The following is a 13011-nucleotide window of genomic DNA, read 5'->3' on the forward strand; positions in this document are numbered from 1 at the left end:
GCATTATTCCTCGATGACCTGGTACATCTCCCGGGCCACATCCTTGCCCATGGGTGCGTCAGTGGACAGCACCTTTACCTTCACCGGCTTGTTGCCGAAGGTAATCTCGATCACGTCGTCCACCTTTACCGCATAGCTGGCCTTGGCGGGCTTGCCGTTCACCAGAATGCGGCCTGCGTCGGCCACTTCGTTGGCCACGGTACGCCGCTTGATCAGGCGGCTGACCTTCAGATATTTGTCAATGCGCATTGCTTGTTCCTTTCCTCGGATACGAAAAATCCCGCCGCCGGGGCCGTGAGGCCACCGGAAGCGGGCAGTGTATTCCAAAAAGCTTACTTCGCCACAGCGTCCTTCAGGGCCTTGCCAGCCTTGAAAGCGGGGGTGGTGGTAGCGGGGATGGTGATCTCCTCTTTGGTGCGGGGGTTGCGGCCCTTGCGAGCGGGACGCTCACGGGTCTCGAAGGTGCCAAAGCCGACCAGAGACACCTTGTCGCCCTCGGCCAGAGCCTTGGTGATGGCCTCTACAGTAGCATTCACAGCCTGCTCAGCGTCTTTTTTAGAAAGGCCGGCGTTCTCGGCGACCGCGGCGATCAGTTCAACTTTCGTCATGTTCATATACCTCCAAATGATTTATCAGTAACAAAGGTGTTACACCTTTGAGGACTGCTCCTCGTTCTTGGCCTGCCGCCAAAGGGCGCGGCGCTCCTCATCGTTCAGACCGGCAAGTGTTTCACTCCCGGCCAGCTCCTCACAGCGGATGATCCGGCTCTGGTACCGATCGGACGCACCGGTGAGCACCTGCTCCGGGTCCACGCCCAGCGCACGGGCCAGACCGGCAGCGGCAAACAGCAGGTCGCCCGCCTCTTCGGCGGCATTTCCCTGCCCCTGCATCGCCTGCTCCAGCTCTGCCAGCTCATCCTTCACATCGCTCAGGGCGTCCTGCGGCTGCTGATAAGCAAAGCCGTAGGCCCCTGCCCGCTTCTGCAGCTTGGCTGCCCGCATCAGCGCCGGAAAACTACGTGGTACGCTCTCCAGCCGATCCTTGGCTGTGGCGCGGCCCTTCTCGGCGTTTTTCAGCGCTTCCCAATTGGCCAGCGCCTGACCGGTGGTGGCTGCGGCGGTCTCCTCACCAAACACGTGGGGATGGCGGTAGATCAGCTTTTTGCAGATGCCGTCGCACACATCGTCAAAGGTAAACGTGCCCTTCTCGGCCTCCATCTGGCTGTGCAGCGCCACCTGGAGCATCACATCGCCCAGCTCCTCACACAGCAGATGTGCGTCGTTCTGGTCGATGGCATCCACCGCTTCATAGGTCTCCTCAATGAAGTTCATCCGAATGGACGCATGGGTCTGCTCCCGGTCCCAGGGGCAGCCGCCCTGCGGTGCACGCAGCTGCGCCACGATGCGCACCAGGTCCTGTGCATCATACCGCTCCTTGGGTGTGAAGCCCATGGAAACCGCCCCCTTCGCTTTGTGACTCCTCATATTCTACCCTAGATAAAGCGCCATTTCAAGCCCTTTTCCCCTATTTTTGGCCCCCGAAGGCCGTTTTCATACCATGCTATAGAAATCCTGCCCACTTTGGCGCTTTTTTATGGTGAAAACAAAGATTTTTCGCGGGTTTTCTCCCACCGTTTCTTCACAGAAAAAGCGGGCGGCGGACATTTTTTCGCCCGCCGCCCGCAACAATTCAATTGGTCTCACGGTTTTTGGCAGGCAGAGTGAACACCACCGCCTGGCCCACGCCCGCGTCGCCGATCTTAAAGCTGTGCCCCGCAGCCAGAACAAAACAGGGCATCCTCATCAACCTCCGCGCCGCACTGGGGGCAGGTCTTTTTGCCGGGCTCCTGTGCAGGTGCGGTGTAGGTGTAGGTATAGGTGCTCTGACCCTGGCTCTCCTGCTTCTTCAGCGTTTCGATCTCCTCTTCAATGGCGCTGATCGCGTCCACGTACTTCTTCACCAGCAGATCGTTCTTCTCGCCGTTCTTTTCCAGGCTGTAGACCAGTGCGCCCAGCTGGCGCTGCGCCTTGCTCAGGCGGGTCTGGGCGTTCATCAGGTCCACCTGCTTCTTGCCCTTCTGAGCCAGATCGGTGGCAGTCTTCTTTGCACTGTCGGCCAGCTGTGCACCGGTTTCCAGGATCTTATCCAGATCGATATTCATTAGCCAAACACCTCTTTCTTTTATGGTACGGCGCGTCAGGCGCGCCGGGAATGCATTGCTTGTTGTTTCATTATACTCTAAGGTGCTGCAGCACGCAACGGCTCAGCCCAAAAATTCCCGGAGCATGGAATTTCCCGGCACCAGATCCAGGCTCAGCGGGTCCACCAGCGAAAAGCAGCCCGCCAGAGCATTCAGCCGCTCGGCATTGGGATGATCCTCCGGCAGCTCGCCCGCCAGCGGGGTCACAAAGGGTGCCAGCAGACAGATCTCATAGCTGAAGGAGGTGTCCATCAGCAGGTCTGCCTCCTTCTTGAACACCTTGATGAACTTATCTTCACCGGCACACACCCGCTCCCACATGTTCAGGGTCTTTTCCAGGCTGTGACCCCGGAACTTATAGTCCCGCACCATGCGGCGGGCCAGGCGGATATCCCGTGTGGGCAGCACCCGCTGGCCCCGATAACTGTATTCCTCCCGCAGGCCCGCGTAAACCTTATATACCTGATCCCGGGGGAGGTTGTCGGTCAGCTGAGGATTCAGCGCGTGGATGCCCTCCACGATGCACACCCCGCCCTTCAGCTCCAGAGGAATCTTTTCCGGCTTCCGGTTCTCGGTGAGGAAGTCGAATTCCGGCAGCTCGGTGCGCCCGGTGGTGATCAGTTCGTTCAGACAGCGCTGGATCTCATCCACATCCAGCGCGGTGATGTTCTCGTAATCCTTGCTGCCGTCCGGCAAACGGGGATACTCGTTCAGGTTTTTATAAAAATTGTCCAGACTTACCACCTGGGACGCCACGCCGCGCAGCCGCAGCGCCTCAGCCAGCTTGTGGGCCGTGGTGGTTTTGCCGGAGGCAGAGGGCCCGGTGAGCATGACCACCGAGCAGCCGCTGGCCAGCACCTCGCTGGCGGCGGCGTGCACCCTGCCCTCATATTCGTGCTCGCAGTGGCGGGCAAAGCTGGCCGCACTTTCGGCGGCGGTATTGATCAGACTGACCTCAACCAGTCGTTTCGGAATCCAGATAGCGGGCATAGAATGCACTCACTCCTTCTTTGCGGCGGAGGATCTCGTCGAAGCCTTCGATGTATTCCGCCGGGTATTTGTAGTTGAAGATCCGCTCAATGCGGCTGCCGCCCGGCTGGCACAGCTTGGTGCTGCCGCCCGCGCCGGCGGACAGAATGGAGTGGATCTCCTCCATGATATAAATATTATAGTACCCCTCATAGCCGGGTTTACACCAGCCGGTGTTTTCCAGGTTCTTCAGGGTATTCTTCTGCCGGTAAAGATAGTACGGCCGGTAGCCCGCATCCGCCAGACGCTGGTTTGCCAGCTCCACCATGGCGGCCACATCGGCATAGGCCTCATCCCGGTTTTCGATCACCAGATTGGACGCCCGCTTCAGGGTGAGGGTGTGCACGGTGATATTCTCCGGGTCCAGTGCGATGGCCTGATCCAGACTGGCAGCAAAGCTTTCCACCGTGTCGCCGGGAAGGCCCGCGATCAGGTCCATGTTGATGTTGCCGTGACCGACCTGCCGCGCCTCGGAAAAGCACTGCAGGATGTCCGCCGCGGAATGCTTGCGGCCGATGTTGGCCAGCACCTGATCGTTGAAGGTCTGGGGATTGATGGAGATGCGGCTTGCGCCGTATTCCTTGATGACTGCCAGCTTCTCTGCATCGGTGCAGTCGGGACGGCCCGCCTCCACGGTGTACTCCTCCAGCCGGAAAAGGTCGAAGCATTCCCGCACGGTGCCCATCAGCTGACGCAGCTGGTCTGCCGAAAGGCTGGTGGGGGTGCCGCCGCCGATGTAGATGGTTTTCAGGTTCAGCCCGCAGTGCTCGGCCTGCCGCTTCATCTCCCGCACTTCCTCGCACAGCTTATCCACATAGGGCTGGACCAGCTTCTGGTCCCGGCCGATGGTGCGGGACACAAAGCTGCAATAGCTGCACCGGGAGGGGCAGAACGGGATGCCGATGTACAGGCTGTAGTCCAGCGGCTGCCGACCGGCGATGATGGGCTTTTGCAGGTCCGCGATCTGCAGCGCCAGCGAAAAGCGCTCAGGAGTGCAGTCGTAGCGTTCCACAAACAGGTCCCGGATGGCCTCTTCCGACCAGCCCGCAGCCCGTTTGTCGTGGATAATGCGCACCGGGCGTACGCCGGTGAGCTTGCCCCAGGGCATGCGCAGACCGGTGGCCTGGCCCAGCAGCTCATACAGAAGGCTGCACAGGGCAAACTCCACGCTCTCGCCCTCCCGGGGCAGGGGCGCGGTACGCACCAGACACTTACCGCCCCTCCGAACACCCACCGCCAGACGGCAGCGGCCCGCAGCGGCAAAGACCAGATCCTCACTGCGGACATACTTGGCAGTCAGGCTGGCACCGGGGAAAAACATGCGGGCAATGTTCTCCGGCTCATAGCCGGAGACGCCGCCCTTGATATGAATCAGCATAAATGCTCCTCGTCTTGCTTCAAACAAACATCAGATAGGGATTCTCGGCCTTTTCCTGGCCCAGGGTAGTGAAATCACCGTGGCCGGGCAGCACCGTGGTATCGTCCGCCAGAGGCAGGGTCTTGATCTTTTTCAGGCTGGCCCGCTGATCGGCAGGGCTGCCGCCCTCCAGATCGGTACGGCCCACACCACCGGCGAACAGGGTATCGCCCGCAAAGAGCAGGCCGGCACACTCGATGATCCAGGAACCGGCAGTATGCCCCGGCGTGTGCCAGGGAGTAAACTGCGCCTCATCCACATGAATGGGGGCCCCGTCCTCGTAGCAGGCGTCGCTTTTGGCCACCGGGTACATCTCATCCCCTTTCGCGTCGGCGGGGTCCAGCCAGACCGGGCAGTTCCAGCGGCGGCGCAGCTCTTCCACGCTGTAGACATGGTCAAAATGGCCATGGGTCAGGAAGATATGGGTCAGCTTGGCGTTCTTTTCCGCCAGCAGGCGGTCGATCTCGTCCGCCGCCGGGGCCGGGTCCACTGCCACGGCATTGCCCTGTTCGGTAACGATCACAAAGCTGTTGGTGTAATAGGGCGCAGGGCCCCGCAGATGGTATACGTTCATGGGGTCTCCTTCTTGTTCGGGAAATCGTTTACCACTCGTCGGTATCGATCACAATGGTCACCGGGCCGTCGTTGGTCAGGCTCAGCTGCATATCGGCACCGAATTCGCCGTGCTGTACCTCTTTCAGGCCCTGCTCATTCATCTTCTCCAGGAACAGCTCATAGGCCTGCACCGAGAGCGGGGGCTTGGCGGCAGCAATGAAGCTGGGCCGCTTGCCTTTCTTTGTGTCCGCGTAGAGGGTGAAATTGCTCACCACCAGGGCGGAATAGCCCAACTCCACTGCACTCTTGTTCAATTTGCCCGCCTCATCGGAAAAGATGCGCAGATGGGCGCATTTTTCCGCCAGCTTGGGCACAATGGCCAGGGTGTCGGTATCCTTCACGCCCAGCAGAATTACCAGACCAGGGCCGATGGGCCGGGGTGCGCCTCCGTCCACCACTACGCTGGCACTGGTCACACGCTGCATTACAGCTCGCATTGGTTTTCTCCTTGTCCTTAAGATTATACGCGCATCACGCTGACAACGTCCTTCACCCGGCGCAGCTTGGCCAGCACGCTGTTCAGATGCTCGGTGCTGGCGATGCCAATGGTCAGCGACATGGAAGCGCGTCCGTTGTCCACCGCGCGGGCACTCATGGCGTATACCGGCACCCGCAGGTCGGCCAGGGCCATGGCCACATCGCCCACCAGACCGTTGCGGTCCATGGCGGTGAGCTCCAGAGTAGCCTTGTAGTTCTCCTGTTTGGTATCCTCCCAGTAGGCGCGTACCCAGCGGCCACGGTTCTCCGGGTCGTTCATGCTGGCCTGCGCATTCTGGCAGTCCTTTTTGTGGATGGACACGCCGAAGCCACGGGTGATGAAGCCCACGATCTCGTCGCCGGGCAGGGGACTGCAGCACTTGGCGAACTTCACCGGGCAGTTGTCGATGCCTTCCACCACAACGCCGTCGCTGCCCTTGTATTTTTTCAGGGGGATGTCCGCCAGCAGGTTGGCTTTCTCGTCGCCCGCCTTCAGCTTGCCGTATTCGTCCTTGATCTTGCCCATCAGACGGCTGATCTGCAGACCGCCGTAGCCCAGTGCCGCATACATTTCATCGGCGCTGTTCAGCCGCTGGCGGCGGGCGATCTCAGCCATGAACTCATCCCACTTGTCATCCGGGACAGTGATCAGGTTGCGGCGCATCTCTCGCTCCAGAGCGGCGCGGCCCTCCTGAATGTTCTCCTCCCGTCGTTCCTTCTTGAACCAGTTCCGGATCTTGTTGCGGGCCTCGCTGGTGGTCACGATCTTGAGCCAGTCACGGCTGGGACCCTTGTCCGCCGGGCCGGTGATAATTTCAATGATTTCGCCGGTGACCACTTTATGGTCGATGGGCACGATGCGGCTGTTCACCTTGGCACCGATCATCCGGTTGCCCACCGCCGAATGGATGGCGTAGGCAAAGTCGATGGCGGTGGCCCCGGCGGGCAGATTGATCACATCGCCCTTGGGCGTGAAGGCAAACACCTCTTCGGGCAGCAGGTCGCCCTTGATGTCCTGCAGCAGGCTGCCGGCATCTTCGTTCTCCCGCTGGCTTTCCAGCAGCTGGCGAACCCAGGCCAGGCGTTCCTCCAGACGATCGCTTCCGCCGCTCTGGATGCCGGCCTTGTATTTCCAGTGAGCCGCCACGCCGTATTCCGCCATCTGGTCCATCTCGCGGGTGCGGATCTGCACCTCAAAGGGGATGCCCTCGTGGCCGATGACGGTGGTGTGCAGCGACTGGTAGCCGTTGGGCTTGGGGGTGGAGATATAGTCCTTGAACCGGTTGGGCAGCGGGTGGTACATGTCGTGGATCACGCCCAGAGCATTGTAGCACTCGGCCACCGTATCCAGGATGATGCGCACCGCGTACACATCGTAAATCTCCTCAAAGTCCCGGTTCTGCATGAACATCTTGCGGTAGATGCCGTAGACGCTCTTGACCCTGCTTTTCATAATGGCTTCCGGCATGCCGTTTTCCGCCAGCCGTTCCCGGATGACCTCGGCAATGTGGGTCACGAATTCCCGGCCACCGTTTTCCGCCAGCAGGTCCTTGATGTTCTGGTAGCCAACCGGGTCCAGATAACGCAGGCTGCGGTCTTCCAGCTCTTCCTTGATGTTGCTGATGCCCAGACGGTGGGCGATGGGCGCGTAGACCTCCATGGTCTCCAGGGCCTTGTCCCGCCGCTTCTGCTCAGGCCAGGCATCACCGGTGCGCATGTTGTGCAGCCGGTCGCACAGCTTGATGATCATGACCCGAACATCCTGGCTCATGGCCATGAGCATCTTGCGCAGGTTCTCGGCCTGCTGCTCCTCCACCGAGGAGAACTTGATCTTGGTCAGCTTGGTGACACCGTCCACCATGTGGGCCACATCCGCGCCGAACTGGCTTTCCAGCTCATCCAGTGTGACCGAGGTGTCCTCCACCACGTCGTGCATCAGGGCGGCGGTCAGGCTCTCGGTGTCCATGCCCAGATCCACCAGCAGCATGGCCACATGCAGCGGGTGACAGATATAGGGCTCGCCGGAGCGGCGGAACTGGCCGCTGTGAGCCCGCTCCGCCAGCTGGTACGCTTTATCCAGCATCTCCATATCGTAGGGACGGCCCGATTCCAGGACCATTTGCTTCAAATCGTCATATACTACATATCCAGCCATGGATCATGCCTCCAGTGCCTTGAGTATCGGGGCCGAGAACAGGTCCTGTTTCTGGGCCACCGGTACCGGCGCATACTTTTTAGCCCCGCCGGTCTCGCAGATCTCCACGAGACCCAACTGGGTCAGGGCGGTCAAACCCGCCAGAATCCGCCCGGTATTCTCCGGGCCGAGTTTCGCAAAAACCGGCTGCAGGTCCTGCGCCCACACCTCGCCCTTCTGGATCATGCGGTAGAGCGTCACGATCAGGGCGCGCTGGGGCAGCAGCTCCTGTCGCTGCCGGTCCGGCAGTTTGCTGCCGTGTAAAAAGGCGTCAAAAAGCGCCGCCTGCCGGGCAGTCTGGGCAGGCAGGCCCGCGGGGCGCAGCTCCCGGATGCGGCCGGACAGCTGGGGCCCGTTCTTTCCTTGATAGATGGACAGAGTGATTGCGGCATCTACCCGGTCGCCGGTCTGGTAGGGCAGCTGGGCCACACTCACGCCGAAATAGGCAGCGTACAGACATCCGCCGCCCTGGCGCAGACGCAGCCGGCAGTGACGCCCATCGCTCACCGGATAAACGCCCTCGATCAGTGCATTTTCCAGAAGGAACAGGGGCGCGGGATTTCCGTTGCCGCAGGGGGCCAGGTAGTCCAGGCCCTCCACCTCCTGCACGGTCAGCGTGTCCAGCCGGACGGTCACATCCAGCTCCAGCGGCGGGCTTTCCAGCACCGGGTATTCCCGGGCGGCAAACTCGTTCAGCGCCTTGCGCAGCGCCGGGATATTTTCCTCCTTCACCGAGAGACCCGCCGCCAGCGCATGGCCGCCAAAGCGCAGCAGCAAATCGCCGCAGGCGCTGATGGCCTTGTGCAAATTGAAGCCGGGCACACTTCGGCCGGAGCCTTTGCCCTCGCCCTCCTGCACGCTGATCACGATTACCGGCTTGCCGTAGTGCTCCACCAGACGGCTGGCCACGATGCCGATCACGCCGGGATGGTAGTCCTCACCCCAGACCAGAATCACCCGGTCATTCTGGCGGGCAGGGTCCGCCGCCAGCTGAGCCTCCGCTTCGCCCATGATGCGCTGCTCGGCTTCCTGCCGGGCAATGTTGCTGGCCACCAGCTGGTCGGTGAGCTGCTGGGCTCTTGCTTCGTCCTCACACAGCAGCAGCTGCAGCGCGCTCACCGCGGAATCCATCCGCCCGGCAGCGTTCAGCCGGGGCGCGATGGCAAAGCTGATGCTCTCGCTGGTCACGGGCTTATCGCCCAGGCCACAGGCCTCCAGCAGAGCCAGAAGGCCGGGCCGCTCGCTGTTCTGCAGTGCATACAGGCCGTGCTTCACAATGGTTCGGTTTTCCCCCTGCAGCACCATCACATCCGCCACGGTACCGATGGCCGCCAGATCACCGCAGAAATCCAGCAGCAGCTCCGGCTCGCAGCCGTCCAGCGCGGCACACAGCTTGAAGGCCACACCCGCGCCGGAAAGGGTCTTGCAGGGGCTTGTGTCGTCCGCCCGGGCAGGGTCCACCACCGCCACTGCCTCCGGCAGAGTTTCGCCGGGCAGGTGGTGGTCGGTGATCACCAGGTCCACGCCCAGCTCCTTGGCGCGCCGGGCCTCCTGGACGGCGGTGATGCCGTTATCCACCGTGATGATGAGCTTATAGCCCTTTTCGGCCAGCTGCTCCACGATGGCATTGGTCAGGCCGTAGCCATCCTCCTCGCGGCTGGGCAGCTTGCAGCGCACATTGGCGCCCATCCCACGCAGATGGGAATATAAAAGGGCGGTGGCAGTCACGCCGTCCACATCGTAATCGCCGAAGATCACGATGGGCTGCTCTTTGTCCACCGCCTGTAAGATCCGCTGGACTGCTTTGTCCATATCCCGCATCAGAAACGGGTCGGACAAGGGAGCATCCTGCTCCAGAAATTCCATGGCCTGCTCGGGGCTGCTCATGCCCCGGGCCACCAGGATACGCGCCAGAAGCAGCGGCGCGCCGATGGCGTTCGCCAGCCGTGCGGCGGCCTGCTCATCGGGCTGCTTGACTTGCCAGGCTCGATAGGTCATTGATTGCTTTGCTCCTTTGAATAGAAAGTATCGTCCGCCGAAAGACCGTCCTGGGCCAGCATGGCCTGCATGGCGCTGATCTCGGTGGATACATCCAGCGCGGCGTCGCTGAGCAGATCGTCGCGCAGGTTCTCGAAGGCACGGTTCACCGTATGCAGGATGCCGGTGATCTCCAGCTTGATGTTTCCTGCCACGTCGCCCTTCTGGTCCTTCACATCATCGTAGGTTTTCAGCAGCTTCAGGGTGGTGGGCATGTAATACCGCACCAGACGGCGCACCTTTCCGGCGCTGTTCGGGTGGTCCTCCACCCAGTCCAGAATCTCGCCGGCCTGGGTCTGCATACGCACCAGCTCCTGCTGCAGGTCCGGTTCGTCCGCAGCAGCGGCTGCATGCTCACCCAGCACCTTCAGGAACTGGGCTCCCTGATCCAGAGTTGCCCGCAGTTCGGCCCCTGCCGGGTCTGCTTTTTTCTGCTGGCGGCGGGTCTCCTGGGCGCGGCGCTCCTCTTCCTGTTGACGCTGCAGCTCCCGGTATTCCGCTGCATTCAGGAAAAATCGTTCCTCTTCCTCATCCAGATAGGCGTTGGGCAGCCAGCCCTTGCGAATCATAAGGGTCAGATCCTTCTTTACGAAGGGAACCGGGCGCTGCACCACTTCACTGAGCCGGGTCAGCGGCACATTGGTCTGCTGGCCCATACCCATCAGGTAACGCTTGCGACGGAAACGGCGACCCGGCTGCAAAAAGAGCCAGCGAGCGCCCAGGGAAACAGCAACGCAGAGCCCCAGTGAGATGAAACTGAGCACGACATCTGTTGCAAAAACTTCAGGAATGCCATACATAAATCCGGCCACAAAGATCAGTATGCTGAACAAGCCCAGCACCACAGCGCAGCCCACTGCAATGGTTCCGCCCATCATGCAAAGACCGTTGGCCAGCGTTTCACCCAGCCGGTCCGCTGTCCGGTCCATGCGTGCAACCACTCGGCTTGCCGCAGCCTGTGTGCGGGGTGCGTTGTAACGGGGCGTACTGGTGGCGGAGGGGCGCACGGGCTGCGGAGGCTGCTGGCCCTGCTTGCCTGCGGCCTGGGCCTCGTTCAGGCTTTTCTGCACCTGCTCCCAGCCTTCCTTCAGGCCTCGGCCCACCTCGGCGGCCACGGCAACGCCCAGCTCGTTCATGCTGCGGCATACCTCGTCCAAGTAGGGGTCCTGGCTGCCGGGGGTGCGGCCGCTGCCGGTCTGGCTGCGGCGCTGCTGGCCCTGTCGGCCCCAGGCATCGTATTCATACGGTCGTTTGTCTGCCATCTTCTCTTCCCCATCCATTCCGTTTTACTGTTCTGCTTTTTGAGCTATGCTCAAAATGCAAAGCTTATGTCATTCCTGTGGGCCGCCAAAGGCCATCAATGCCCGGGCACAGCGCAGCCCATCCACAGCGGCACTCACGATACCGCCTGCATATCCTGCACCTTCGCCGCAAGGATAGAGGCCCGGCAGCGCGGTGCACTGCAGATCCTCCCCGCGCTCCAGACGCACCGGGCTGGAGGTACGGGTTTCCAGGCCGGTGAGCACCGCATCCGCCGCGGTATAACCCCGCAGCTTGCGCTCGAAGGCAGAAAGGCCGGTACGCAGCGTTCCGGCCAGCTCCTCGGGCAGCAGACTGCCCAGATCATAGGCACGAACTCCTCGGTCATAGGTAGGCTCTACCCGACTCAGGTCCAGCCGCCCCTTACCCTGCAGAAAGCTTTGTACAGTTTCCGCGGGAGCTGCATAACCGCCGCCGCCCGCTGCATAGGCCGCCCGCTCCAGCTGGCGCTGGAAGGCGATGGCCTTGGCCGGGTCCTGGTCAAAATCCCTGCCGTCCACGCTGACCACTACCGCTGCGTTGGCGTTTTTGCCCGCCCGGGCGTGGTAGCTCATGCCGTTGGTGAGCGCACCGCCCTCTTCGCTGGCCGAGGCGACCACCTGACCGCCGGGACACATGCAGAAGGTATAGACACAGCGCTCGCCCACATGCTGGCTGAGCTGGTATTCCCCCCGGGGCAGAGCCGGATGGCCCGCCGCCTGGTGATAAAGACTTTTTTCGATCTCGGTCTGCAGATGCTCCGCCCGGAAGCCCACCGAAAAGGGCTTGCATACCAGGGGCAGGCCCTCATTTTGCAGCATCTCGAAGGTATCCCGCGCCGAGTGACCCACCGCCAGAATCAGCGCCGGAGTGGCGATATCTCCGCCGGTAGTCTGCACACCGCAAAGCTTGCCATTTTCCCGAATCAAGCCGGTGAGGCGGGTGTTGAAGCGCACCTCGCCGCCCAGCTGCTGGATCTCGCCCCGGATGGACTGGATCACGCCCCGCAGCAGATCAGTGCCCACATGGGGCTTCTGCCGGTAGGCGATCTCGGCCGGTGCACCGTGGCGCAGCAGCGTCTGGGTCACAAAGCCGCACAGCTCGTCGTTGATGCGGGTGGTCAGCTTACCGTCGGAAAAGGTGCCCGCGCCGCCTTCACCAAACTGGATGTTGGCGTTGGGGTCCAGCTGACCGGTGGCGGAGAAGTGCTCCACCGCCTTGACCCGCTCCTCCAGAGCCGGGCCACGCTCCAGCACGATAGGCCGGTACCCCGCCCGGGCCAGTGCCAGCGCGGCGAACAGGCCTGCCGGACCGAGGCCGCACACCACAGGGCGGCCGCCCAATGGCGTTTTGGCGATTTCAGGCCGGAATGCCACCTGCTTGGATATAGCAACGCAGGGCGCGGCCCCGGCCAAGGCCGGTTCCGCACCCTCGTTTTTCAAGGTGATGGCGATGGTATACACCAGCACGGGCTTGCCGTGCCGGGCATCCACCGAAAGTTTTGCCACCCCCGCGCTGGCCACCTGGCTTTCAGGCAGGCGCAGGGTTTTCAAGGCCATGGCTTTGGCCTGCTGCTCGGGCTGGGGTACATTCAGCCCCACCCGAAGCCCTCGAATCAACAGCATATTTTCTGATCAGCTCCCGGAATTTACTGTGATGGAACACTCTACCGAATAGCTGCCCACTGCGAAAATGGTGCTGGAAGAGGGTACCGATATGGAGGCCGAAAGGTTCTCCGTGCCT

The 13011-nt window shown here is 61.7% G+C and carries 12 protein-coding genes; all 12 read right to left on the reverse strand.

The window, feature by feature from the left end:
- Positions 1-3 precede the first annotated feature (3 nt).
- On the reverse strand, positions 4-249 hold the full coding sequence (locus tag J7G73_RS09845; protein ID WP_058966714.1) for an RNA-binding S4 domain-containing protein: 246 nt from the start codon (positions 247-249) through the stop codon (positions 4-6).
- Between the two features lie 83 nt (positions 250-332).
- On the reverse strand, positions 333-608 hold the full coding sequence (locus J7G73_RS09850; RefSeq protein WP_058966716.1) for an HU family DNA-binding protein: 276 nt from the start codon (positions 606-608) through the stop codon (positions 333-335).
- Between the two features lie 39 nt (positions 609-647).
- Positions 648-1451 (reverse strand): nucleoside triphosphate pyrophosphohydrolase, encoded by an 804-nt coding sequence (gene mazG / locus J7G73_RS09855; protein WP_291246115.1) that lies wholly within the window; start codon positions 1449-1451, stop codon positions 648-650.
- 308 nt (positions 1452-1759) lie between these two features.
- Positions 1760-2161, reverse strand: coding sequence for a zinc ribbon domain-containing protein (locus J7G73_RS09860; RefSeq protein ID WP_242956194.1), 402 nt, complete (start codon positions 2159-2161; stop codon positions 1760-1762).
- Positions 2162-2263: 102 nt separating this feature from the next.
- The gene (locus tag J7G73_RS09865; RefSeq protein WP_291246116.1) at positions 2264-3190 is read right to left on the reverse strand and encodes an AAA family ATPase; all 927 of its coding nucleotides are present in this window, start codon (positions 3188-3190) and stop codon (positions 2264-2266) included.
- Positions 3156-4607 carry a coproporphyrinogen dehydrogenase HemZ gene (gene hemZ, locus J7G73_RS09870; RefSeq protein WP_291246117.1) on the reverse strand — a complete coding sequence of 484 codons (1452 nt, stop codon included), beginning with the start codon at positions 4605-4607 and terminating at the stop codon, positions 3156-3158. The genes J7G73_RS09865 and hemZ overlap by 35 nt, the downstream gene beginning before the upstream one ends.
- Positions 4608-4626: 19 nt before the next feature.
- A complete protein-coding gene (locus J7G73_RS09875; protein WP_291246118.1) occupies positions 4627-5220 on the reverse strand; it encodes an MBL fold metallo-hydrolase in 594 nt (197 codons plus the stop codon).
- Between the two features lie 28 nt (positions 5221-5248).
- Positions 5249-5698: a D-aminoacyl-tRNA deacylase gene (gene dtd / locus J7G73_RS09880; RefSeq protein ID WP_291246119.1), complete on the reverse strand. Its 450-nt coding sequence runs from the start codon at positions 5696-5698 to the stop codon at positions 5249-5251.
- A gap of 23 nt (positions 5699-5721) precedes the next feature.
- Positions 5722-7893 (reverse strand): bifunctional (p)ppGpp synthetase/guanosine-3',5'-bis(diphosphate) 3'-pyrophosphohydrolase, encoded by a 2172-nt coding sequence (locus tag J7G73_RS09885; protein WP_291246120.1) that lies wholly within the window; start codon positions 7891-7893, stop codon positions 5722-5724.
- Between the two features lie 3 nt (positions 7894-7896).
- Positions 7897-9930 (reverse strand): single-stranded-DNA-specific exonuclease RecJ, encoded by a 2034-nt coding sequence (gene recJ / locus J7G73_RS09890; protein ID WP_291246121.1) that lies wholly within the window; start codon positions 9928-9930, stop codon positions 7897-7899.
- The gene (locus tag J7G73_RS09895; RefSeq protein ID WP_291246122.1) at positions 9927-11231 is read right to left on the reverse strand and encodes a hypothetical protein; all 1305 of its coding nucleotides are present in this window, start codon (positions 11229-11231) and stop codon (positions 9927-9929) included. Before J7G73_RS09895 ends, recJ begins: the two co-directional genes overlap by 4 nt.
- 69 nt (positions 11232-11300) lie before the next feature.
- Positions 11301-12893: an NAD(P)/FAD-dependent oxidoreductase gene (locus J7G73_RS09900; RefSeq protein ID WP_291246123.1), complete on the reverse strand. Its 1593-nt coding sequence runs from the start codon at positions 12891-12893 to the stop codon at positions 11301-11303.
- Positions 12894-13011 lie beyond the last annotated feature (118 nt).

Origin of the sequence: Allofournierella sp. (assembly GCF_017889395.1) — a bacterium.
Classification (GTDB): domain Bacteria; phylum Bacillota; class Clostridia; order Oscillospirales; family Ruminococcaceae; genus Allofournierella.

What these genes read in the sequence shown, in the direction of transcription:
- dtd (WP_291246119.1), bottom strand. Translation starts at nt 5,698, where the DNA reads ATGCGAGCTGTAATGCAGCGTGTGACCAGTGCCAGCGTAGTGGTGGAC.
- J7G73_RS09900 (WP_291246123.1), bottom strand. Translation starts at nt 12,893, where the DNA reads ATGCTGTTGATTCGAGGGCTTCGGGTGGGGCTGAATGTACCCCAGCCC.
- J7G73_RS09895 (WP_291246122.1), bottom strand. Translation starts at nt 11,231, where the DNA reads ATGGCAGACAAACGACCGTATGAATACGATGCCTGGGGCCGACAGGGC.
- mazG (WP_291246115.1), bottom strand. Translation starts at nt 1,451, where the DNA reads ATGGGCTTCACACCCAAGGAGCGGTATGATGCACAGGACCTGGTGCGC.
- hemZ (WP_291246117.1), bottom strand. Translation starts at nt 4,607, where the DNA reads ATGCTGATTCATATCAAGGGCGGCGTCTCCGGCTATGAGCCGGAGAAC.
- J7G73_RS09860 (WP_242956194.1), bottom strand. Translation starts at nt 2,161, where the DNA reads ATGAATATCGATCTGGATAAGATCCTGGAAACCGGTGCACAGCTGGCC.
- J7G73_RS09875 (WP_291246118.1), bottom strand. Translation starts at nt 5,220, where the DNA reads ATGAACGTATACCATCTGCGGGGCCCTGCGCCCTATTACACCAACAGC.
- recJ (WP_291246121.1), bottom strand. Translation starts at nt 9,930, where the DNA reads ATGACCTATCGAGCCTGGCAAGTCAAGCAGCCCGATGAGCAGGCCGCC.
- J7G73_RS09845 (WP_058966714.1), bottom strand. Translation starts at nt 249, where the DNA reads ATGCGCATTGACAAATATCTGAAGGTCAGCCGCCTGATCAAGCGGCGT.
- J7G73_RS09865 (WP_291246116.1), bottom strand. Translation starts at nt 3,190, where the DNA reads ATGCCCGCTATCTGGATTCCGAAACGACTGGTTGAGGTCAGTCTGATC.
- J7G73_RS09850 (WP_058966716.1), bottom strand. Translation starts at nt 608, where the DNA reads ATGACGAAAGTTGAACTGATCGCCGCGGTCGCCGAGAACGCCGGCCTT.
- J7G73_RS09885 (WP_291246120.1), bottom strand. Translation starts at nt 7,893, where the DNA reads ATGGCTGGATATGTAGTATATGACGATTTGAAGCAAATGGTCCTGGAA.